25 protein-coding genes and 9 tRNA genes are annotated in these 20,037 nt (G+C 41.4%); 33 read left to right on the top strand and 1 reads right to left on the bottom strand.

Annotation, left to right across the window (positions count from 1 at the left end; translation table 11 throughout):
- Nucleotides 1-13: 13 nt before the first annotated feature.
- The 33 genes from rplF to ACMKPP_RS09560 all read left to right on the top strand — a co-directional run bounded on the left by rplF (nt 14) and on the right by ACMKPP_RS09560 (nt 19,654).
- The gene (rplF, locus tag ACMKPP_RS09720) at nt 14-559 is read left to right on the top strand and encodes a 50S ribosomal protein L6 (RefSeq protein ID WP_004695131.1); all 546 of its coding nucleotides are present in this window, start codon (nt 14-16) and stop codon (nt 557-559) included.
- Between the two features lie 17 nt (nt 560-576).
- Nucleotides 577-957 carry a 50S ribosomal protein L18 gene (gene rplR / locus ACMKPP_RS09715; protein ID WP_005385510.1) on the top strand — a complete coding sequence of 127 codons (381 nt, stop codon included), beginning with the start codon at nt 577-579 and terminating at the stop codon, nt 955-957.
- A gap of 18 nt (nt 958-975) precedes the next feature.
- Nucleotides 976-1,479 carry a 30S ribosomal protein S5 gene (gene rpsE, locus ACMKPP_RS09710; RefSeq protein ID WP_004695136.1) on the top strand — a complete coding sequence of 168 codons (504 nt, stop codon included), beginning with the start codon at nt 976-978 and terminating at the stop codon, nt 1,477-1,479.
- Nucleotides 1,480-1,493: 14 nt separating this feature from the next.
- Complete coding sequence (rpmD, locus tag ACMKPP_RS09705; RefSeq protein ID WP_004695138.1) at nt 1,494-1,673, top strand: 50S ribosomal protein L30; 180 nt, start codon at nt 1,494-1,496, stop codon at nt 1,671-1,673.
- Between the two features lie 22 nt (nt 1,674-1,695).
- Nucleotides 1,696-2,142 (top strand): 50S ribosomal protein L15, encoded by a 447-nt coding sequence (gene rplO, locus ACMKPP_RS09700; RefSeq protein WP_004695141.1) that lies wholly within the window; start codon nt 1,696-1,698, stop codon nt 2,140-2,142.
- Between the two features lies 1 nt (nt 2,143).
- Complete coding sequence (gene secY / locus ACMKPP_RS09695; RefSeq protein ID WP_004695143.1) at nt 2,144-3,406, top strand: preprotein translocase subunit SecY; 1,263 nt, start codon at nt 2,144-2,146, stop codon at nt 3,404-3,406.
- Between the two features lie 12 nt (nt 3,407-3,418).
- Nucleotides 3,419-3,982 carry an adenylate kinase gene (locus ACMKPP_RS09690; RefSeq protein WP_004695145.1) on the top strand — a complete coding sequence of 188 codons (564 nt, stop codon included), beginning with the start codon at nt 3,419-3,421 and terminating at the stop codon, nt 3,980-3,982.
- Nucleotides 3,983-3,985: 3 nt separating this feature from the next.
- Entirely contained in the window at nt 3,986-4,756 is a 771-nt protein-coding gene (gene map, locus ACMKPP_RS09685; protein ID WP_004695146.1) for a type I methionyl aminopeptidase, read from the top strand.
- A 22-nt stretch (nt 4,757-4,778) separates the two neighbouring features.
- A complete protein-coding gene (gene infA / locus ACMKPP_RS09680) occupies nt 4,779-4,997 on the top strand; it encodes a translation initiation factor IF-1 (protein WP_004695147.1) in 219 nt (72 codons plus the stop codon).
- Nucleotides 4,998-5,023: 26 nt separating this feature from the next.
- A complete protein-coding gene (gene rpmJ / locus ACMKPP_RS09675) occupies nt 5,024-5,137 on the top strand; it encodes a 50S ribosomal protein L36 (protein WP_004695148.1) in 114 nt (37 codons plus the stop codon).
- Between the two features lie 23 nt (nt 5,138-5,160).
- The gene (gene rpsM, locus ACMKPP_RS09670) at nt 5,161-5,529 is read left to right on the top strand and encodes a 30S ribosomal protein S13 (protein ID WP_004695149.1); all 369 of its coding nucleotides are present in this window, start codon (nt 5,161-5,163) and stop codon (nt 5,527-5,529) included.
- A 19-nt stretch (nt 5,530-5,548) separates the two neighbouring features.
- The gene (gene rpsK, locus ACMKPP_RS09665; protein ID WP_004695151.1) at nt 5,549-5,938 is read left to right on the top strand and encodes a 30S ribosomal protein S11; all 390 of its coding nucleotides are present in this window, start codon (nt 5,549-5,551) and stop codon (nt 5,936-5,938) included.
- Between the two features lie 70 nt (nt 5,939-6,008).
- Nucleotides 6,009-7,013, top strand: coding sequence for a DNA-directed RNA polymerase subunit alpha (locus ACMKPP_RS09660; RefSeq protein WP_004695153.1), 1,005 nt, complete (start codon nt 6,009-6,011; stop codon nt 7,011-7,013).
- 12 nt (nt 7,014-7,025) lie between these two features.
- On the top strand, nt 7,026-7,361 hold the full coding sequence (rplQ, locus tag ACMKPP_RS09655) for a 50S ribosomal protein L17 (protein WP_004695155.1): 336 nt from the start codon (nt 7,026-7,028) through the stop codon (nt 7,359-7,361).
- Between the two features lie 284 nt (nt 7,362-7,645).
- Entirely contained in the window at nt 7,646-8,554 is a 909-nt protein-coding gene (locus tag ACMKPP_RS09650; RefSeq protein ID WP_195213293.1) for an energy-coupling factor transporter ATPase, read from the top strand.
- Entirely contained in the window at nt 8,554-9,414 is an 861-nt protein-coding gene (locus ACMKPP_RS09645; protein WP_278451800.1) for an energy-coupling factor transporter ATPase, read from the top strand. The genes ACMKPP_RS09650 and ACMKPP_RS09645 overlap by 1 nt, the downstream gene beginning before the upstream one ends.
- Complete coding sequence (locus ACMKPP_RS09640; RefSeq protein WP_004695161.1) at nt 9,404-10,207, top strand: energy-coupling factor transporter transmembrane component T family protein; 804 nt, start codon at nt 9,404-9,406, stop codon at nt 10,205-10,207. The genes ACMKPP_RS09645 and ACMKPP_RS09640 overlap by 11 nt, the downstream gene beginning before the upstream one ends.
- Nucleotides 10,204-10,989 (top strand): tRNA pseudouridine(38-40) synthase TruA, encoded by a 786-nt coding sequence (gene truA, locus ACMKPP_RS09635; RefSeq protein WP_021148510.1) that lies wholly within the window; start codon nt 10,204-10,206, stop codon nt 10,987-10,989. The genes ACMKPP_RS09640 and truA overlap by 4 nt, the downstream gene beginning before the upstream one ends.
- A gap of 296 nt (nt 10,990-11,285) precedes the next feature.
- Nucleotides 11,286-13,037, top strand: a complete 1,752-nt coding sequence (locus tag ACMKPP_RS09630; RefSeq protein WP_418369653.1) for a 2-oxoacid:acceptor oxidoreductase subunit alpha — start codon at nt 11,286-11,288, stop codon at nt 13,035-13,037.
- Nucleotide 13,038: 1 nt separating this feature from the next.
- Entirely contained in the window at nt 13,039-13,911 is an 873-nt protein-coding gene (locus ACMKPP_RS09625) for a 2-oxoacid:ferredoxin oxidoreductase subunit beta (protein ID WP_418369652.1), read from the top strand.
- Nucleotides 13,912-14,118: 207 nt separating this feature from the next.
- Nucleotides 14,119-15,465 (top strand): MATE family efflux transporter, encoded by a 1,347-nt coding sequence (locus ACMKPP_RS09620; protein WP_418369651.1) that lies wholly within the window; start codon nt 14,119-14,121, stop codon nt 15,463-15,465.
- Nucleotides 15,466-15,572: 107 nt separating this feature from the next.
- On the top strand, nt 15,573-16,445 hold the full coding sequence (locus tag ACMKPP_RS09615; protein ID WP_418369650.1) for a prephenate dehydrogenase: 873 nt from the start codon (nt 15,573-15,575) through the stop codon (nt 16,443-16,445).
- Nucleotides 16,446-16,583: 138 nt separating this feature from the next.
- Nucleotides 16,584-17,621: a nicotinate-nucleotide--dimethylbenzimidazole phosphoribosyltransferase gene (cobT, locus tag ACMKPP_RS09610; protein ID WP_302498864.1), complete on the top strand. Its 1,038-nt coding sequence runs from the start codon at nt 16,584-16,586 to the stop codon at nt 17,619-17,621.
- Nucleotides 17,618-18,736: a nicotinate-nucleotide--dimethylbenzimidazole phosphoribosyltransferase gene (locus ACMKPP_RS09605; protein WP_418369649.1), complete on the top strand. Its 1,119-nt coding sequence runs from the start codon at nt 17,618-17,620 to the stop codon at nt 18,734-18,736. Before cobT ends, ACMKPP_RS09605 begins: the two co-directional genes overlap by 4 nt.
- A 199-nt stretch (nt 18,737-18,935) precedes the next feature.
- Nucleotides 18,936-19,010, top strand: a tRNA-Gly gene (locus ACMKPP_RS09600).
- Between the two features lie 5 nt (nt 19,011-19,015).
- A tRNA-Asn gene (locus ACMKPP_RS09595) sits at nt 19,016-19,091 on the top strand.
- A gap of 3 nt (nt 19,092-19,094) precedes the next feature.
- A tRNA-Lys gene (locus ACMKPP_RS09590) sits at nt 19,095-19,170 on the top strand.
- Nucleotides 19,171-19,175: 5 nt separating this feature from the next.
- A tRNA-Glu gene (locus tag ACMKPP_RS09585) sits at nt 19,176-19,250 on the top strand.
- Nucleotides 19,251-19,255: 5 nt separating this feature from the next.
- A tRNA-Val gene (locus ACMKPP_RS09580) sits at nt 19,256-19,331 on the top strand.
- A gap of 3 nt (nt 19,332-19,334) precedes the next feature.
- Nucleotides 19,335-19,409: transfer RNA gene (locus ACMKPP_RS09575), tRNA-Gly, on the top strand.
- Between the two features lie 7 nt (nt 19,410-19,416).
- Nucleotides 19,417-19,492, top strand: a tRNA-Asn gene (locus ACMKPP_RS09570).
- Between the two features lie 8 nt (nt 19,493-19,500).
- Nucleotides 19,501-19,575: transfer RNA gene (locus ACMKPP_RS09565), tRNA-Glu, on the top strand.
- Between the two features lie 3 nt (nt 19,576-19,578).
- A tRNA-Val gene (locus ACMKPP_RS09560) sits at nt 19,579-19,654 on the top strand.
- Nucleotides 19,655-19,698: 44 nt separating this feature from the next.
- Here ACMKPP_RS09560 and ACMKPP_RS09555 read toward each other — a convergent pair.
- Nucleotides 19,699-20,022: a YnfA family protein gene (locus ACMKPP_RS09555; protein ID WP_008602538.1), complete on the bottom strand. Its 324-nt coding sequence runs from the start codon at nt 20,020-20,022 to the stop codon at nt 19,699-19,701.
- Nucleotides 20,023-20,037 lie beyond the last annotated feature (15 nt).

Below are 20,037 nucleotides of genomic sequence, written 5' to 3'. Positions count from 1 at the left end.
GGAGGTAGAAATAATGTCACGTATCGGTAGAATGCCTATCGAGATCCCTGCAGGCGTTACTGTTACATATGATAACCATCATATGAACGTAAAAGGCCCTAAAGGTGAATTATCTCGCGATTTGCATCCAGATATGAATATCACTGTAGAAGGTAACACAATCACAGTAACTCGTCCTTCCGACGATAAAAATCATCGTTCCCTTCACGGTTTGACTCGCGCTCTTGTTGCTAATATGGTAACAGGCGTATCTGAAGGATTTACAAAAACTCTTGAAATCAACGGTGTTGGTTACAGAGCGGCTAAACAAGGCAATAAATTAGCTCTTACACTTGGCTTCTCTCATCCAGTAGAAATGGAAGCTCCAGCTGGTATTACAATCGACGTTCCAGCTCCTAACAAAATCGTTGTGTCTGGTGCAGACAAAGAAGTTGTAGGTGCAGTAGCAGCTGATATCCGTAAATGGAGAAAACCTGAACCTTACAAAGGTAAAGGTATCCGCTATGAAGGCGAAGTTGTTCGTCGCAAAGCTGGTAAAGCTGGTGCAAAAGGTAAATAGTAATATCATCTATATGAATGAAAGGAGTGAATATCTTGCCTCGTAAATCTAGTAGAAATATCGCTCGAGCAAAACGTCATCTTCGTATTCGCCGTCACATCTCTGGTACGGCAACTTGCCCACGTTTGAACGTTTACCGTTCTTTGAGCAACATTTACGCACAAGTAATCGATGACGTAGCAGGTACAACTTTGGTTGCTGCTAGCTCTTTAGATAAAGATTTGAACTTATCCTATGGTGGTAACGTAGCTGCTGCTAAAGCTGTTGGTGAAGCAGTTGCTAAAAAAGCTATCGCTAAAGGCATTGACACTGTAGTGTTTGACCGTGGTGGTTACATTTACCACGGCCGCGTAGCAGCCCTTGCAGAAGGTGCTCGTGAAGCAGGCTTAAAATTCTAAGAAGGAGGAACTATAGACATGGCGAGAATTGACTACACCAGTCTTGATCTTAAAGAAAGAGTAGTATTCATCAACCGCGTAGCCAAAGTAGTTAAAGGCGGTCGTCGTTTTTCCTTCAGCGCTCTTGTAGTTGTTGGTGATGGCAACGGTTATGTAGGCGTTGGCTTAGGTAAAGCAGCGGAAGTACCAGAAGCAATTCGCAAAGGTATCGATGATGCTAAGAAAAATATTGTAAACGTAGCTATTAAAAATGGTACAATCCCTCACAGCGTAACAGGCGTATTCGGTGCAGGCCGCGTATTCTTGAAACCAGCTGCTGAAGGTACTGGCGTTATCGCTGGTGGCCCTGTTCGTGCCGTATTGGAATTAGTAGGTGTTCGTAACATCTTGACTAAATCTTTGGGCTCTTCTAACCCTAACAATATGGTTCGCGCTACAATCGAAGGTTTGAAAGATTTGAAACGCGCTAGCGAAGTTGCTGAGCTTCGTGGTAAAACCGTTGAAGAAATCTATAACGCGTAATAAGGAGACAAGAAATGGCACAAGTTAAAGTAACATTAACAAGAAGCTTAATCGGTCGTCCTGAAGATCAACGCGCGACAGTTAAAGCTTTGGGCTTGAAAAAAACTAATTCTCAAGTCGTAAAAGAAGTAACACCTCAAATCGAAGGTATGCTTCATAAAGTTAGACATTTAGTAAAAGTTGAAGAAGTTTAATACTGATAAGGAGGTGCACTGAATGAAACTTCATGAATTACAACCAGCAGCTGGTTCTAAAAAAACTCGTACTCGTGTAGGCCGTGGTTTAGGTTCTGGCTTGGGTAAAACATCTGGTCGTGGTCAAAAAGGTCAAAACTCCCGTTCTGGCGGTGGCGTTCGCTCCGGTTTTGAAGGCGGCCAAATGCCTCTTTATCGTCGTTTACCAAAACGCGGTTTCAACAACAGCGTTTTTGCTAAACAATATGCTGAAGTTAACGTAGCACAATTAAATCGCTTTGAAGATGGTGCAACAGTTGATCCAGTAGCTCTTATTGAAGCTGGCATTTTGAAAAATGTACGCGATGGTATTCGTATTTTAGGTAACGGCACATTGGAAACTAAAAACTTGACTGTTATCGCTAATGGCTTCACTAAAGCTGCTGAAGAAAAAATCACAGCAGCAGGCGGAAAAGTTGAGGTGATCTAGGGTGCTAGATAGCCTCTCGAACATCTTTAAGATTACTGAGTTACGTAACAAGATTTTGTACACATTGATGATGTTTGCTGTGTTTAGAGCCGGCATTCACATCCCAGTACCAGGTGTAGATGCATCTGTTATCGAATCCTTGTTTACATCCGGTAACCTATTTGGTCTATTAGACTTGTTTGCTGGTGGTGCGCTAAGTAAGTTCTCTATCTTTGCGATGAGTATTACCCCTTACATTAATGCTTCCATCATCATGCAACTGCTTCAGTCTGTAGTTCCTCAGTTTGAAGCATGGAGTAAAGATGGTGAAGACGGGCGTAAGAAAATAGCGAAGGTAACTCGTTATGGCACCGTAGTCCTTGGCTTTGTACAAGCCGCTGGTATGGCATTTGCTCTTAGAGCAAACAACGCTTTGGTAAATAATGATTTCCTTAGCGTATTCGTTGTGGCCATCATCCTCACAGCAGGCACATGTTTGTTGATGTGGATTGGTGAGCAAATCACAGCATATGGTATAGGTAATGGTATTTCCTTGATCATCTTTGCTGGTATCGTAGCTCGATTGCCAGATGGTCTCGAAACTATTTATCAATATATCCAAAACGGAACCATTAACATGTTCCAAGCATTCTTATTTGCTGTAATTGCACTTGCGATGATCGCTGTCGTAGTGGCAGTTACACAAGGCCAACGTCGCATTCCTATCCAATACGCAAAACGCGTAGTAGGGCGTAAAATGTACGGTGGTCACTCTACATTCTTGCCGTTGAAAGTCAATCAGGCAGGTGTAATCCCAATTATCTTTGCGTCATCTGTGTTGATGTTCCCTGTAACAATTGCACAATTTATTGACAATGAATTTGTTCATAAAGCTGCTGATTTATTTACATGGGGGACGCCGTTACAAACGGCATTGTATGCGATATTGATCTTTATCTTTACGTATTTCTATACTGCAATCTCTATCAACATTACAGATATGGCAGATAATATGAAAAAATACGGTGGTTTTATCCCAGGTATTCGTGCGGGTAAACCAACTGCTGATTATGTGGATAACGTGATGACCAAGATCACTTTGGCTGGCGCTGTATTCTTAGCTGTCGTTGCTATTATACCGAATTTCCTCGGTAGTATAACCGGCGTCCAAGGCGTATACTTTGGTGGTACGGCTCTTCTTATTGTTGTAGGTGTAGCACTTGATACAATGCAACAAATTGAGTCGCTCATGGTAACACGCCACTATAAAGGCTTTGTGAAATAGGAGGGAAACGATATGTATATTTTATTAATGGGACCTCCTGGTGCAGGTAAAGGCACTCAGGCAGCTCGACTTATTGAAAAATACGGTATTCCCCAAATTTCAACAGGTGATATGTTCCGCGCTGCGATTAAGAACGAAACACCTCTTGGAGTTGAGGCTAAGAAATACATCGATGCTGGTCAATTGGTACCAGACAGTGTAACTGTTGGTATCGTACGTGATCGCTTGGTGAAAGATGACTGCAAATCTGGATTTATTCTTGATGGATTTCCAAGAACTACAGCGCAAGCTGTATCCTTGGATGCAATCCTTAAAGAATTAGGAATTTCTTTGGACGCTGTACTTAACTTAAACGTTCCTTCCGAGGAATTGGTTAAACGTATTAGCGAACGAGCTGTTCTAGAAAATCGTGCTGATGATAACCCTGAAACAGTACAGAAACGTCTAGCTGTGTACGAAGAATCTACTAAACCGTTAATTGATTACTATCGCAATAGCGGATTATATCAAGAAATTAATGGTTTACAAGATGTAGACGCAGTATTTGCTGACATCATTAAGGCGTTGGAGAAATAATCTATGATTATTTTAAAATCGCCCCATGAGATTGAATGTATCCGCAAGGCAAGTAAGCTTACAGCAGACACGTTGTCCTTGTTAGTAAAAAAGGCTAAACCTGGCATCACGACGCTTGAGTTAGATACAATTGCCGAAGAATATATTCGCAGCCACGGTGGTATACCAAGTTGTAAAGGGTACTATGGATTCCCCGCTACAATCTGTGCTTCTATTAACGAAGAAGTCGTTCATGGTATTCCGAGCGCTAAGCGTAAGCTTAAAAACGGCGATGTCCTCAGTATTGATCTCGTATCATCTATTGATGGATATCACGGCGATTCGGCTGTGACGATTCCTATCGGTCACGTCAAACCCGATGTGATGAAATTGTTAAAAGTTACAGAGGAAAGTCTGTTCAAGGGAATTGAACAAGTGAAAGTCGGTAACCGTATTGGTGCTATCGGTCACGCTGTTCAAACGTATTGTGAGAAACATGGTTACGGTGTCGTACGCGACTTCGTAGGTCATGGTTTAGGCCGCGAAATGCATGAAGATCCGCAAATACCAAACTATGGTAGTCCTGATCAAGGACCTCTTATGAAACCAGGTATGGTATTGTGTATTGAACCGATGATTACATTAGGTACTCACCGTGTTCGTGTATTAGGGGATGACTGGACAGCAGTTACAGTAGATGGTAAACCTGCTGCTCATTTCGAACATACAGTGGTTGTTACAGAAAACGGCCCTGAAATATTAACTATGCGGGAAGAACCGCGGTTAATTAAATAAACAGGTAACCGGAGGAAAAGATATGTCAAAAGAAGACGTTATTGAGGTGGAAGGTACGGTCGTTGAGGCATTACCGAATGCCATGTTCCAAGTTGAATTGGAAAATGGTCATATCGTATTGGCTCATGTGTCAGGTAAAATGCGTATGAATTTTATCCGTATTCTTCCTGGTGATAAAGTTACTATGGAACTGACACCGTATGACTTAAATCGTGGTCGCATCACCTATCGCTTTAAATAAGCATAGGGTCCACAAAGGAGGTACTAATGAAGGTTCAACCATCAGTTAAAAAGATATGCGAAAAATGTAAAATCATTAAACGCAAAGGCCGTGTAATGGTTATTTGCGAAAATCCAAAACATAAACAAAAACAAGGATAATCTGATAGGAGGTGGATGATTAGATGGCACGTATCGCCGGTGTAGATTTACCTCGTGATAAACGAGTGGAAATTGGTTTAACTTATATTTATGGTATTGGTCCGACTTTAGCATCTGAAATTATTGCTAAAACTGGTATCAATCCTGACACACGCGTTCGCGATCTTTCTGAAGATGAAGTAGCGAAAATCCGTGAATTGTTAGATGCTGATTACAAAGTAGAAGGTGACCTTCGTCGTGAAGAAGCTCTTAACATTAAACGCTTAATTGAAATCAACTCCTATCGAGGCAAACGTCATCGTATGGGTTTACCACTTCGTGGTCAACGTACTAAAACGAATGCACGTACTCGCAAAGGTCCTAGAAAAGCAATTGCTGGTAAAAAGAAATAAGATAAAGGAGGGATAAAGCGTGGCTAAAAAAGTTGTTAGAACTAAAAGAAAAGAAAAGAAACATATTGAATCCGGTGCGGCTCATATTCGTTCTACATTCAATAACACTATCGTAACTTTGACAGATACAAACGGTAATGCGTTGTCTTGGGCTTCCGCTGGTGGCTTGGGCTTCCGTGGTTCTCGTAAATCCACTCCATTTGCTGCTCAAATGGCTGCTGAACAAGCTGCTAAAGCTGCAATGGAACATGGTCTTCGCACTGTTGAAGTATTCGTAAAAGGTCCTGGATCCGGCCGTGAAGCTGCAATCCGTGCTTTACAAGCTGCAGGTCTTGAAGTTACTTCCATTAAAGACGTAACTCCAATTCCTCACAATGGTTGTCGCCCTCCAAAACGCCGTCGTGTATAATTTATAGCGACCGATATGATACGGTGCTATAATTAACTATGAACGTGTGTTATATAGGAGGATGTTCCTGATGAGCGAAGAAAAGAAACTTAAAATCGAGAAAGTGGACATCGCCGATGGCGGTCGTTATGGTAAGTTCGTATGTGAACCATTAGATCGTGGTTATGGGATCACTCTCGGTAATAGCTTACGCAGAATTTTGCTTTCATCCTTGGATGGGGCAGCTATAACCTCTATCAAAATTGATGGAGTTCTTCATGAATTCTCTACTATTCCTGGTATTCGCGAAGACGTTACGGATATCATCCTTAACTTAAAGCAATTGTGCATCAAAGTTGAAGAAGAAGCACAATTACCTTTGGAAGTTCATTTCGACTTCCAAAAGGATGGAATATTGACAGCTGCTGATTTGGCTGAACAATTCCCACCAGAGGTAGAAGTATTGAATCCTGAACTCGTGATTGCGACAATGGATGAGACAGCTCATCTCGTAATGGACGTAGTAATCGAACGAGGTAAAGGCTATGTTCCTTCAACGAAGAATAAAAAAGATACTGATGTTATTGGTTGTATTCCAATCGATTCCATCTTCTCTCCAATTCTTCGTGCTAAATACGAAGTGAGTGATGTTCGTGTAGGCAATGAAATGGACTTCGACAAACTTACATTAGAAGTTTGGACTGATGGCTCCATTACTGCTGCTGATGCAGTGGCAAAATCTGCTGCCATTATGATTGGTTATTTAGGGAACTTCACTAAATTAGCGCATTCTGCAGATGTTGTAGATGTAAACACTGGTGAAGGCGGTATCGTTATAGATCCAGTAGGTTCCGATAATGAAGAACCAGCTGTAGATGACGGCCCAGCAAAGATTTCCATCGACGAGTTGGAACTCTCTGTTCGTGCGTATAACTGCTTGAAACGTGCTGGCATTAATACAATTGCAGACTTGCTAGACAAAACCATTGATGACTTAGGAAAAGTTCGCAACTTAGGTAAAAAATCTATCGATGAAATTGAGGAAAAACTCAATAATCATCCAGGTGGTTTTCAACTTAAACAAAAAGGCGAATAAGGAGGAAGACGAATGTACAGAAAATTAGGCCGCGACAGCTCCGCTCGTAAAGCGTTGTTCCGTAGCATGTTAACATCTTTCTTCCAATATGAGCGTATTGAAACGACTGAAGCTAAAGCGAAAGAACTTCGTTCTTTAGCTGATCAAATGGTAACTTTGGCTAAACGTGGTGATCTTCATGCACGTCGCCAAGTTCTTGCATACCTCATGGATGAAAGTGTAGTAAAAAAATTGTTTGATACAATTGCTCCAAAATATGCAGACCGTCAAGGTGGTTACACTCGTGTAATCAAAACTGGTCTTCGCAAAGGTGACGCTGCACCTTTGGCTATTATCGAGTTAGTTTAATCAAACTCATACGGTGTTGTAACTTATGTTGCAGCACCGTTTTTTTATTGTCAATTTTATGGTACAATCGACTAGTATAATATCGTAATATGTTAGCAGTTATCGTAAAGGATGAATATGTATTGTCAACCTTTTGCATAATATCTAAGACATTATTAAATTCAAGTTCTATTAAATAGGATAAATTGAAATATGGGGATTATGCACAACATGAGTATGATAGATGATGCAAATGGTTCTACTTTCATAGAAACGAAATTGACTAGAAAGATATGAGGTTATCCATGAATGAACAAGACATTATGATTGAGGTCAATCATATGAGTCATATTTATACTGATGAAAACGGCAATGATGTACGTGCCTTGGATGATGTGAATCTATCCATTAAGCGTGGTGAATTTGTTTGTATCATTGGCACTAATGGCAGTGGTAAAAGTACGCTTGCCAAGCATTTTAATGTGTTATTACAACCTAGTGAAGGTCATATCAATGTATGTGGCTTTGATACGCGGGATGAAGCGCATATTTGGAATATTCGCCAACATGTAGGAATGGTATTCCAAAATCCTGATAACCAAATCGTAGCGGCCGTTGTAGAGGAGGACGTTGCCTTTGGTCCAGAAAACTTAGGTATTCCTAGTGCCGAAATTAGACAACGTGTCGATGCAGCTTTAGCCGCTGTTAATATGACTGAATATAGAGAACATGGTCCCCATTTATTATCGGGCGGACAAAAACAACGTATTGCTATCGCAGGTGTATTAGCGATGAAGCCTGATTGCATCGTTCTTGATGAACCAACAGCGATGCTCGATCCAAAAGGTCGCCGGGAAGTGCTTGAAACGGTTCACAAACTCAATAAAGAAGAGGGCATTACGATTGTGTATATTACGCACTTCATGGAGGAAGCTGTTACGGCAGACCGCGTTGTGGTTATGAAAAATGGTGTGAAATTACATGATGGTACGCCTCGTGAAATTTTTAGCCATGTAGATACCTTAAAAGGTCTGGGCCTCGATGTACCGGTAGCCTCTGAGATTGCTTTCAAATTGAATGCTAAAGGTTATGAAGTGGGTAAGAGTATCATTAATAATGAAGAGTTAGCAAAGGGCCTTAAAGGCTCAAAGTTAGGCAAGCAATTATCCGCTATACACTCAACAGATGCTCCAAGAGAGGAGGGAACCCATTAATGGCGATTGTGTTAGATAATATTACATATACCTACGGCATGGGTACCCCTTTTGAAAAGACTGCGCTTCGTGGTGTATCACTTACCATTGAAAATGGGGAGTTTCTAGGTGTTATCGGTCATACTGGTTCCGGTAAATCTACCTTTGTACAACATCTAAATGGGCTATTACATCCTACAACTGGTACAGTTACTGTCAATGGTGTAGATATTAGTGCTTCTACAGAAGAAGCAAAAAAAATGCGTCACAAGGTGGGGATGGTATTCCAGTATCCAGAGCATCAATTGTTTGAAGAAACCATCGCTCAAGATATCGCCTTTGGTCCTAAAAATTTAGGGCTTAGTGCTGATGACGTAGACGAGCGTGTGCGAGATGCGATGAAGTTCGTAGGGCTCGATTATGACACATATGCAGAACGTTCTCCATTCCATTTATCTGGTGGTCAAATGCGCCGCGTGGCTATTGCTGGCGTAGTGGCTATGGATCCAGATTTTCTCGTGCTCGATGAACCATCTGCTGGTCTTGATCCATTTGGACGGGAAGAAATCTTTGAAGAAATCATTCGACTTCATAAAGAAAAGGGGATCACTGTAATTCTTGTATCTCACAATATGGAAGATATTTCTCGCATGGCTTCTCGTCTTGTGGTACTCGATAAAGGGCGTATCGTTCTCGATGGTGAACCGATGGACATCTTTAATAATCATCGTGATGAATTACAGGCCGTCGGTGTAGATGTACCGCCAGTGTCTGTTACCATGGAATATTTGCGCGAACGAGGTCTTGATGTGTCTAATCGCGTACTATCTGTAGATGATGCGGTACAAGCAATTCTCGAAGGAGGTAACCATGTTAAATAATATTACTATTGGTCAATACTTCCCAGGAAACTCTTTCTTGCATCGCATGGATCCACGCGCAAAGATTATTGCCACTACTATATTCGTTGTAGCCATATTCTTGGCGAATTCTCCACTGGCATATGGCATTGTAGGTGGGTTCACTATCTTTGCAATGTTGTTATCACGTTTGCCGTTACGTCTGATGTGGTCTGCTATTAAACCGCTTTGGATTATCATCGTATTTACTATGGGGATTCATATTTTTACGACACCAGGCAATCCAATTTTTCAATGGGGGATTATCAATATTACCGACCATGGCGTGGCAATGGGCCTTCAAATGGCGGCACGCTTAATCTTCTTAATCTTGTTTTCTTCTTTGTTGACCTATACCACATCACCAATTCGCTTAACTGATGGTATCGAGCACTTGCTCAATCCGTTTCGTCGCATAGGTGTTCCTGCTCATGAGCTGGCTATGATGATGACTATTGCGCTGCGTTTCATCCCTACCTTATTGGACGAGACGGATCGTATTATGAAAGCACAATCTGCTCGTGGGGCAGACTTTGTAACAGGCTCTATCATTCAACGCGCAAAAAATATGGTGCCTCTTTTAGTGCCATTATTTATTAGTGCGTTTCGACGGGCTGATGAATTAGCCATCGCTATGGAGGCGCGTTGCTATAGAGGTGGCGTCAATCGTACACGTATGAAAGAATTACAAGTTACCTATGTCGATTATATCGGCGTCGGTGCTGTTGTCTTGATTACGATTATACTCATTGCATTATGGTGGCTTGGCCTATGAGAAATATACGAATCATAGTGGCTTATGATGGTACAGATTTAGCAGGTTATCAAAAGCAACCTAATGATAAGGGGTTAACGGTACAAGGTTGTTTGGAATATGGTTTATCACGTATTTGTAATGAACCCATTCAAATTTATGGTGCCTCTCGTACGGATGCGGGTGTACATGCTAAATTTCAAGTTTGTACATTTCAAACGTCGGGGACTATACCAGTAGAAAATATTCCTCGCGCTATGATAGCTCATATTCCTAAGGATATAGTCGTTCTAGAAGCGGTAGAAATTCCGCTAGATTGGAAGCCACGGTGGAATATATACGGTAAAGAGTATGTATATACGATTCATAATCAGCTCATTGCAGATCCTTTGACGCAGCGATATCATTGGCATGTGAAAAAGCCCTTAAATATTGCTCGTATGCAGGCTGCAGGTAATGAACTAGTAGGTACGCATGACTTTACAACCCTAAAGGGCACCAACTCAACTCCGGCGGATCCTGTAAAGACAATTATGGGAATTCGTGTTGAGGCCCGAGGTTCACAGGTAACGATTTCTGTGATTGGTGATGGTTTTTTATATCATATGGTCCGCAATATTGCAGGTTTACTTGTAGATATAGGTCTTGGTCGTCGCAAGGTTGAGGATATTAAAGGATATTTAGCCGCTAAAGACCGGCGTGCTATAGGGAAAACTGCACCTGCTCAAGGCTTATGTTTAGAAGAAATATTCTTCACTGAAGAGCGACAACAAGAGGTATTACGGAATAAATATTTTAGATGATTTGAGAATAAATATTCTATATAATTTTATATAGACTCTTTTTTTGATGTGAAAGTATAAAACGTTGAGCATAAATACTAAAAGGATACTACTTCAAAAGTAGTATCCTTTTTTTCTTATAATTTTTAGTTATAATGCCTTAATTTATACCTATTATTATGTGAAATGATACATTGTAAACCTAAAATATACATGATACAATGGCGATATAAGACAGGTTCGTACTATAAAACATTAACATAGTAAGGTAGACTCTTGTCAGCAGTGTAATTTTTATCCTAAGGAGGGTGAATCTCTTGCAAAAACGTAAAGATTTTATCTGGAAAATGGGCGGCCAACAAGGTGAAGGTATCGAGAGTTGCGGCGAAATTATGGCCACAATCCTTGCTAAAGAAGGCTACTCTTTGTATAGCCAACGTTTATTTGCATCTCGCATCAAAGGTGGTCATACTACATTCGCATTGCGCGTAGCATTGGAACAAATTATGTCCATTGGTGAAGGGGTAGACTTCTTGCTTTCCCTTGATCAAGAAACCGTTGATATGCACGGTTCCGAAGTACGTGATGGTGGATATATCATCTGTGATAGCAAAGTTAATCCAGACTTTTCTAAATTTGAAGGTACAAAGATTAATTGCTTATCTTTGCCTATCTCTGAAACAGCAATGAAACAAGGCTCCTTGTTGATGCGTAATATCGTAGCACTGGGGATGTCCGTAGCGCTTCTTGGCTTTGATACTAAGATGTTTAAAGATGCTATTATTGAGAAATTTGCAAAGAAATCCCAAGAGATTATTGATAAAAACTTGGCTGCTTTCGATGATGGTCATAGCCTTGTAATGGAAAAATTAGGCGATGTTGAAATCGATACATTGCCAGCGCCTGGTAAGAAAGATCAAATGTTCTTATTAGGTAACGAAGCATGTGCTCTTGGTGCTATTGCAGCAGGCTCCCGTTTTATGGCGTCTTATCCTATTACACCAGCATCCGAAGTTATGGAATACATGATTAAAACTATGGATAAGTTGGGCTCAACTGTTGTTCAAACAGAAGACGAAATCGCAGCGTGTATGACAGCTATGGGTGGCGTATACGCTGGTGTTCGCGGCTTTACATGTACTTCTGGCCCAGGTCTTTCCTTGATGGCAGAATCCTTGTCCATGGCTTCTATGGCTGAATTGCCAATGGTTGTTATCGACGTTCAACGTTCTGGCCCATCCACTGGTATGGCTACAAAAGTTGAACAATCTGATATTGATGCAGCTTGCTACAATGCACATGGCGACTATTCTGGTATCGTAATTTCACCAACATCTATCGAAGAATGCTTCTATGAAATTCAAAAAGCTTTCAACTTGGCAGAAATGTATCAATGTCCAGTTATCTTTATGCCTGACTTACAACAAGGTTTGAATAAACAATCAGTTCCTTCCTTCGATTTGAACCGCGTACCTATTAATCGCGGTAAAATGATGAAAGAAGCTGAACTTCCTGAATTGGTACAACCTAACTACTTCAAACGCTTTGAATTGACTGAAGATGGCATTTCTCCGCGTACAATTCCAGGTATGAAAAATGGTTTATTCCTTTCCACAGGTTTAGAGCATAATGAAGAAGGTAAACCAGCAGAAGCGCCTACAATGCACGTAGCGCAAACTGATAAACGGTTCCACAAATTGGAAACTGTAGCTGATAACTATGAACCATTCTTGAACAATGCTAAATACGACGAAGCAGATGTACTCGTTGTAGGTATGGCTTCTAGCCGTGGTGCTATTGAAGAAGCCGTTGCTGAATTCGATCAAGAAGGCGTTAAAGTTAACCACTTACAATTGCGCTTAATTAAACCATTCCCAGCAAAGCAATTACAACCGTTCTTTGATGCTGCGAAAAAAGTAGTTATCGTAGAACACAATAAAACTGGTCAATTGGCTAACTTATTTAAAATCAACATGCATAAGAAACATAAGATTTCTAGCTGCTTGAAATACGATGGTAATCCATTCACAAAAAGTTATGTGAAAAATGCGATTAAGGAGGTCCTATAATATGACAACAGCTAAAGATTACAGAAATGATATTCGTCCTAACTGGTGTCCAGGCTGTGGCCATTATGGGGTTCAAGCGGCGATTACTGACGCTGTAGTAGCGAAAAATATTCCACCAGAAAAATTAGCCGTAATTTCCGGTATCGGTTGTTCTAGCCGTATCGGTGGCTATTTCTACGCTTATGGTGCACATACAACTCATGGCCGTGCGCTTCCTTATGCGCAAGGCGTTAAACTTGCTAACCAAGATCTTGAAGTTATCGCATTTTCTGGTGACGGTGATGCCTTTGCTATCGGTATGGGTCACACCATTCATGCTTTCAAACGTAATGTAAACATGACATACGTAGTAATGGACAACCATGTATATGGTTTGACTAAAGGCCAAGCATCCCCTCGTTCTGACATTGGTTTTGTTACAAAAACAACTCCTCATGGTGCGTTTGAGTCTCCATTATCCGTTTGTGAAACTGCGATTGCAGCAGGTGCTACATTTGTAGCGCAAAGCTATATGGTGAATCGTAAAGAGCTCGTCGATTTGATTCAACAAGCTATGGATCATGAGGGCTTCTCCTTCATCAATGTATTCAGCCCATGTGTTACATATAACAAACGCAATAGTTACGATTGGTTCAAAGAACATTTAGTAGCATTGCCTGAAGGTTATGATCCAACAGATCGTGCTACAGCGCTTAAAACTTTGGGTGATACTGATGGTTTGGTTACAGGCCTTATCTATCAAAATACATCTAAACCTTCCTTTGAAAAAGCATTGGCTGCAGCAAATGGTGGCCCACATCCTCGTCCATTGACTGAAGATGTTGTAAAACCTGACCAAGCATTATTTGATAGTCTTTGCAATAGCTTCAAATAATTATTAGCAGAACACTATAGATACTTGCTTGTCTACATAATAAACGTGTCACCTTTGGGTGGCACGTTTTTTGTATGTACTATTTTATGAAAAACTATTTAGTATATTGCTTTCTGCGATTTGTCCCATGTGGTTATATAACGTGATATAATAAGGACATTGTATGATATTCATTGCAATTGTATCGTATTCATTGCAGAGGTTTTTATGAAAGCATACGAAAAGGGGATTAGTCTATCTATCTGGACTTTGAGCTGGCCTATATTTATTGAAGTGTTCCTACAGATGCTAGTAGGTAATATAGACCAATTGATGATGAGTCACTACGCGCCTCAAGCGGTAGCAGCGGTAGCTAATGCCAATCAAATTTTAAATATCTTTATTATGCTCATCATCGTCATGAGTACAGCTACGACGATTTTGATTGCCCAATATTTAGGAGCGAGAAACCAGTCCAAGCTATCAGAGGTATGTACGGTCAGCTTAGTGATGAATTTTTTCTTTTCATCTATAGCGGCAGTATTCTTTATTACTTGCCATGAATGGATCTTTACATGGCTAGGTATACCACCAGAAACGATGAGTGATACGTCGATATATACTACTATCGTTGCTGCAGGGCTACCGATACAAGCGATGTATTATGCGTTAGTAGCCGTATTTAGAGGTCACTCATTAACACGCGTTACCATGTACATTGCCCTTGTGATGAATATCATTCATATTCTAACAAACTATGTATTAATCTTTGGACATGATCCAATACCAAGTCTTGGTGTATTAGGTGTTTCTATTTCTACGTGGCTATCTAAAGTGGTAGGACTCGTGATTATTGGATATACTTTTAAGAAATTATTAACCTTAGAGGTGAGCTTTAAATTCTTAAAACCATTTCCGTGGCATACGATTAAGTCTTTATTGCATATCAGTGTTCCTTCTGGTGGAGAAACATTGAGCTATCAATTATCTCAAACGATGATTATGAAAATGGTCAATATTTTGGGACTCGCGGTAATCAATACAAAGGTGTATGTATCTGTTATCGCTATGCTTTGTTATGTATACACCATAGCACTATCCAATGCTTCACAAGTTATTGTAGGCTTCCTAATGGGCGCTAAACGCCAAGAGGAGGTTACTAGTCGTGTATGGCGGTCCATGTATTTAGCTATTGCTATTAGCGTAGGTCTTGCTACATTCTTCTATGTGACTAGTGATTTTGTTGTATCTGTGTTTACTTCAGATCCGGAAATCTTAGAGTTAGCACATAATGTATTACTGGTTGAGATCTTCCTTGAGTTAGGACGTGCAGTAAATATCGTTATGGTTGGTTGTTTGCAGGCTGCCGGTGATATTCGTACGCCTATGCTAGTGGGAATCTTTGGCATGTGGTTATGCGCCGTGCCATTATCATATCTATTTGGTATTTACTGGGGCTGGGGGCTTGTTGGTATATGGATTGCCATGGCCGCTGATGAAATCTTGCGAGGTGTATTGTTTGTGTATCGTTGGTATAGCGGTAAATGGAGAAACAAGCATCTTATCGAAGCTTAATTTCATTCTTCCTAATTTTGATTTATAATTAGCTAAATAATAATGTAATATAACTAGCATTATATTGGAGAATAGACATTGCTAGTTTTACTTGAAAGTAGGTTTATATGAGCAAGACAGTAGGCATTATTGGCTTAGGCCTATTAGGTGGATCCTTGGCAAAGGCTCTAAAGGAATATACAGATTATGAGGTAGTAGGCTATGCACGTCGTCAAGAGGTCTGTGATGCGGCCATTCAAGATGGTGTGGTAAAAGCTGCGTGGACTGAAGTTGAGCCATTGATTAAGAACTCAGATATCGTTGTGTTCTCCTTGCCACCTGATACAAATGCACGACTTTTTACTGAAACGGCTCATCTATTTAGACCGGGACAAGTCGTAACCGATGTATCTAGTGCGAAGGAAAATTTTGTACGAGCCGTTTATGAATCGATTCCTAAGGGGACCGTTTTTGTATCTGTCCATCCTATGGCAGGATCCGAAAAGGGTGGGTATGAAGTATCTCATAAAAACCTATTCAAAGGTATGGGCTGGATCGTGTTAGAAGATAAGGCATCTGATGTATATAGTGAAGAAGTAGCTCAAGAATTAGCTGAAATGGGTCGTGCCTTAGGGTCTCGTATTGAATTTGTCGATATCTATGCCCATGATGCATATCTTGCGATGGTTAGTCATATGCCTCATTTGTTGGCGTCCATTGTGACACAAGTTTCTGGCGGTGGTGAATTGGGCGAATTACGCATGAAATTATCTGCTGGTGGGTTCCGTGATTGTACCCGTGTTGCAGGTGGATTACCATCTATGTGGCGTGAAATTATCTATGGAAATCGTCGTAATGTCATCGAAGGTCTTACACAAGTTGAAGCAGAAATTCAACGTGTAAAAGAGATACTTTTACAAGAGGATGACGGTCAAGAATTAGAAAGCTATCTTGAACGAAGTCGCGAGATTCGAGGAAAGTTACCGTATTTAACTGGTTAAATCAAGGATAATTAAATTTGCGTAGTTTTGTATCCTATAAGAGTATAAATGTAACTGAAAAAACATGACATATAGCTAGAATCGTGTATACTATATATCGATATGAGTATGTAAATATATTATGTTAAGGGAGCTTTTATGAGTTTGTTACAAGAAACTTGTGGCGCTATTACAGGTCGCAGCTTAAAGATTGAACAACATATATTTAATAGCTGGAATGCAGAATCGCCGGTGGAACTATATGGTCGTCTTGTAGATGTTGTGGCTCAATACGGGGCGGCTACGAATCAAGAGCAGGTAACCGTGCCAAAACCATGCATGATTATTGCTTCTGCGGATCATGGCGTAGCTGATATGGGTGTCAGTGCGTATCCTAAGGAAACAACTGTTGGGATGACACAAAATTATCTAATCCCCAAAGGGGCGGGTGCTAACTCCCTAGCTAATTATTGTGGGGCCCAAATGGAAGTTATCGACATGGGGATTGATGCGGATATGAGTTGGGTTCCAGGTCTTCGAAGTCATAAACTGGGGATGGGTACAAAAAACTTTGTAGAAGAGCCGGCTATGACGCGCGAACAAGCCGTGGAGGGCATCGAAACAGGGATTCGTCTAGTAAAAGAAAAAATCGATGAAGGCTTCAACGTATTTTTGGTAGGTGAAATGGGCATATCGAATACGACAGCTAGTGCTCTTATGACCGCTAAGTTTGCAGGACTTACAGCGGAAGAGGCGACGGGACGAGGAACGAATATTTCCGATGAACGCCTCAAACTAAAACAGCGGATCGTTCATGATGTGCTAGAAAAATATAAGGATATTAGTAAGGATGATGCTCTTGGTATTTTATCGTCTGTAGGCGGTTTTGAATTTGCTTGTATTGTTGGTGTTATCTTAGGCGCTGCAGCAAATCATGGGTTAGTTATTATTGATGGATTTAATACATCGGCTTGTGCATTGGTGGCTAAAACGTTGGCTCCAAAAGCGATGGATTATGTGATGGCATCTCATTTGTCTGCAGAGAAGGCGGCGAAGTCCTCCTTAGAAAACCTAGGCTTAGAAGCGTATGTAGACTTGGGACTTTGTTTGGGTGAGGCCTCTGGCAGTTCGATACAAATGGGGATGCTAGATCTTGCGGTGCATATGTATATGGCTATTACAGGAGGTAATAAATGAGAACTTTCAAAATTGAGCCGTTAGATACACAAGCAATGGAAACATGTCGATTCCGTATTGATAATCTGACAAAGCCTATCTATAGCTTGGCTACGTTAGAAACTATAGCGGAGCGTTTTGCAGGAATTTTAAGAGACCCTAAACCAAATCATTTGCGTCAAGGTGTGCTCGTTGTGGCAGCTGATCACTTGGTAGATGGACCGCAAAATGATCAACATGGTAGTGAAAGTTATGCTGCCATAAAACGCTTTAATGAGGGAACAACAGCTACACAAGGGGCTGCAGCTAAATTAAATGCTGTTGTACATGTGGTGAATATAGGTCTAGAACAAGACACTTCTGATTTAGCAAATATTGAGCAACAGGTGATTCGGAAGGGGTCCCATTTCTTTGGTGTAGAACCTGTTATTTCTCGAGATGAATTAGACCGTGCTCTTGAGCTAGGTTTTGCCTATGCAGATAAATTACATGCAGATGGATTACAAGTGGTGGCGATTGGTAACATAGGGGAGAGAGCTTTTTTAGATTCTCTCGTAACGACAGCTACTATTACAGGCTGTGCCTACAATGATATTCTCGTACACAATGAATGGGGGCCTACAGTGGATGAACGTGCTGCTCATATTCATTCCTTTGTAGATCCATTCAAGATTGCTGTTGATGATTGGTCTACTATTAGTGAAAGTGAGCGCCGTGATGCGGTATTGCACTTGCTTCACATAGCGGGTGGTTTAGATATTGCATTTTTAACGGCCTTTATCTTAGGAGCTGCTAGCCATCGCATGGCTGTAGTCTTTGATAATATAGTAACTGGTGCAGCTGTTTTAGCGGCGGTTACCATTGAACCGCTAGTTAAGGACTATGTGTTCCCGTCGGCTGCCTATGATGAGCCTATACATGATGCGCCAATACATAAAAAACAATGTCGCTTCTTAGGGGTAAAGCCTTATTTAGACTATAAATTGCTAATCGATGAAGCCTTAGGTTCTACCATGGGCCTATCTGTTATCAATGCATCTATGTATATGCTAAATGACATGAAAACCTTCGTTGAAGCAGAGGTGAGTGTAGCCGAAGATGGAGCCGGTAAAGGTAGACAAAAGAATAAAGAATAACCCGTTTTAAAGGGGATTGTACCATCTCCATTTTTCTTATGTGGGCGATGGTCTTTAAACCAATATTTACTAGCATTTTATGGAAAAACCATTGACACTATATGTGTAAATTGATATTATTATATGGCAGTCAGGACGGACTTAATTTATCCTTGACGACAGATTGATAATTATGTTATAGTAATTATCGGTTCTGTATGCGGGAATAGCTCAGCGGTAGAGCACCGCCTTGCCAAGGCGGGGGTCGCGAGTTCGAATCTCGTTTCCCGCTCCATACATTCCTCGATAGCTCAGTCGGTAGAGCAATCGGCTGTTAACCGATCGGTCGTAGGTTCGAGTCCTACTCGAGGAGCCATTTGACTCACTAGCTCAGTTGGCAGAGCACCTGACTTTTAATCAGGGTGTCCCGCGTTCGAGTCGCGGGTGAGTCACCATTTCTGGCCCGTTGGTCAAGCGGTTAAGACACCGCCCTTTCACGGCGGTATCCCGGGTTCGATTCCCGGACGGGTCACCACATATGGACGATTAGCTCAGCTGGGAGAGCGCCTGCCTTACAAGCAGGATGTCGGCAGTTCGATCCTGTCATCGTCCACCATTTGCGGGAATAGCTCAGCGGTAGAGCACCGCCTTGCCAAGGCGGGGGTCGCGAGTTCGAATCTCGTTTCCCGCTCCATAAACATTCCTCGATAGCTCAGTCGGTAGAGCAATCGGCTGTTAACCGATCGGTCGTAGGTTCGAGTCCTACTCGAGGAGCCATTTTTATTGGCCCGTTGGTCAAGCGGTTAAGACACCGCCCTTTCACGGCGGTATCCCGGGTTCGATTCCCGGACGGGTCACCACATGGACGATTAGCTCAGCTGGGAGAGCGCCTGCCTTACAAGCAGGATGTCGGCAGTTCGATCCTGTCATCGTCCACCAAAGTAAACGGTTATCTTCGGATAGCCGTTTTTTAGTATGTAAAATTATCGCGGTGCGTACATGATGATATATACACCTACAAGACATACGATACCACCGATGATGTCGTACATGTCTGGTCGCAAGCCGTCCACAAGCCAGCCCCAGAGAATAGAGAGGGCAATGAATACACCGCCATAGGCGGCGTAAACTTTACCAAAACTAGCTTCTGGTTGAAAGGTAGGGATAATACCGTATAAAAATAATATAAATGCACCTGCGATCAGGTAAATCGGTCCTTTGTCATCGCGCATATAGAGCCATACGAGATAGCCACCACCGATTTCCGCAAGTCCTGCCAATATAAAGAAGAGAATAGATAAGAGCATAGTAACCTCACTGTA

The organism is Veillonella parvula (assembly GCF_048309325.1).
Lineage (GTDB): Bacteria > Bacillota > Negativicutes > Veillonellales > Veillonellaceae > Veillonella > Veillonella parvula_T.
The sequence above is the reverse complement of the archived record's forward strand: the minus strand, read 5'-3'. Positions and strand labels throughout refer to the sequence as shown.

Excerpts from the sequence above, each read along its gene's own strand:
- rplF (WP_004695131.1), top strand. The coding sequence starts at position 14 with ATGTCACGTATCGGTAGAATGCCTATCGAGATCCCTGCAGGCGTTACT.
- ACMKPP_RS09625 (WP_418369652.1), top strand. The coding sequence starts at position 13,039 with ATGACAACAGCTAAAGATTACAGAAATGATATTCGTCCTAACTGGTGT.
- ACMKPP_RS09650 (WP_195213293.1), top strand. The coding sequence starts at position 7,646 with ATGAATGAACAAGACATTATGATTGAGGTCAATCATATGAGTCATATT.
- rpsM (WP_004695149.1), top strand. The coding sequence starts at position 5,161 with ATGGCACGTATCGCCGGTGTAGATTTACCTCGTGATAAACGAGTGGAA.
- ACMKPP_RS09690 (WP_004695145.1), top strand. The coding sequence starts at position 3,419 with ATGTATATTTTATTAATGGGACCTCCTGGTGCAGGTAAAGGCACTCAG.
- rplR (WP_005385510.1), top strand. The coding sequence starts at position 577 with ATGAAAGGAGTGAATATCTTGCCTCGTAAATCTAGTAGAAATATCGCT.
- ACMKPP_RS09660 (WP_004695153.1), top strand. The coding sequence starts at position 6,009 with ATGAGCGAAGAAAAGAAACTTAAAATCGAGAAAGTGGACATCGCCGAT.
- ACMKPP_RS09605 (WP_418369649.1), top strand. The coding sequence starts at position 17,618 with ATGAGAACTTTCAAAATTGAGCCGTTAGATACACAAGCAATGGAAACA.
- rplO (WP_004695141.1), top strand. The coding sequence starts at position 1,696 with ATGAAACTTCATGAATTACAACCAGCAGCTGGTTCTAAAAAAACTCGT.
- map (WP_004695146.1), top strand. The coding sequence starts at position 3,986 with ATGATTATTTTAAAATCGCCCCATGAGATTGAATGTATCCGCAAGGCA.
- rpmD (WP_004695138.1), top strand. The coding sequence starts at position 1,494 with ATGGCACAAGTTAAAGTAACATTAACAAGAAGCTTAATCGGTCGTCCT.
- ACMKPP_RS09645 (WP_278451800.1), top strand. The coding sequence starts at position 8,554 with ATGGCGATTGTGTTAGATAATATTACATATACCTACGGCATGGGTACC.
- cobT (WP_302498864.1), top strand. The coding sequence starts at position 16,584 with ATGAGTTTGTTACAAGAAACTTGTGGCGCTATTACAGGTCGCAGCTTA.
- ACMKPP_RS09620 (WP_418369651.1), top strand. The coding sequence starts at position 14,119 with ATGAAAGCATACGAAAAGGGGATTAGTCTATCTATCTGGACTTTGAGC.
- rpmJ (WP_004695148.1), top strand. The coding sequence starts at position 5,024 with ATGAAGGTTCAACCATCAGTTAAAAAGATATGCGAAAAATGTAAAATC.
- rplQ (WP_004695155.1), top strand. The coding sequence starts at position 7,026 with ATGTACAGAAAATTAGGCCGCGACAGCTCCGCTCGTAAAGCGTTGTTC.
- infA (WP_004695147.1), top strand. The coding sequence starts at position 4,779 with ATGTCAAAAGAAGACGTTATTGAGGTGGAAGGTACGGTCGTTGAGGCA.
- ACMKPP_RS09555 (WP_008602538.1), bottom strand. The coding sequence starts at position 20,022 with ATGCTCTTATCTATTCTCTTCTTTATATTGGCAGGACTTGCGGAAATC.
- ACMKPP_RS09615 (WP_418369650.1), top strand. The coding sequence starts at position 15,573 with ATGAGCAAGACAGTAGGCATTATTGGCTTAGGCCTATTAGGTGGATCC.
- truA (WP_021148510.1), top strand. The coding sequence starts at position 10,204 with ATGAGAAATATACGAATCATAGTGGCTTATGATGGTACAGATTTAGCA.
- ACMKPP_RS09640 (WP_004695161.1), top strand. The coding sequence starts at position 9,404 with ATGTTAAATAATATTACTATTGGTCAATACTTCCCAGGAAACTCTTTC.
- rpsE (WP_004695136.1), top strand. The coding sequence starts at position 976 with ATGGCGAGAATTGACTACACCAGTCTTGATCTTAAAGAAAGAGTAGTA.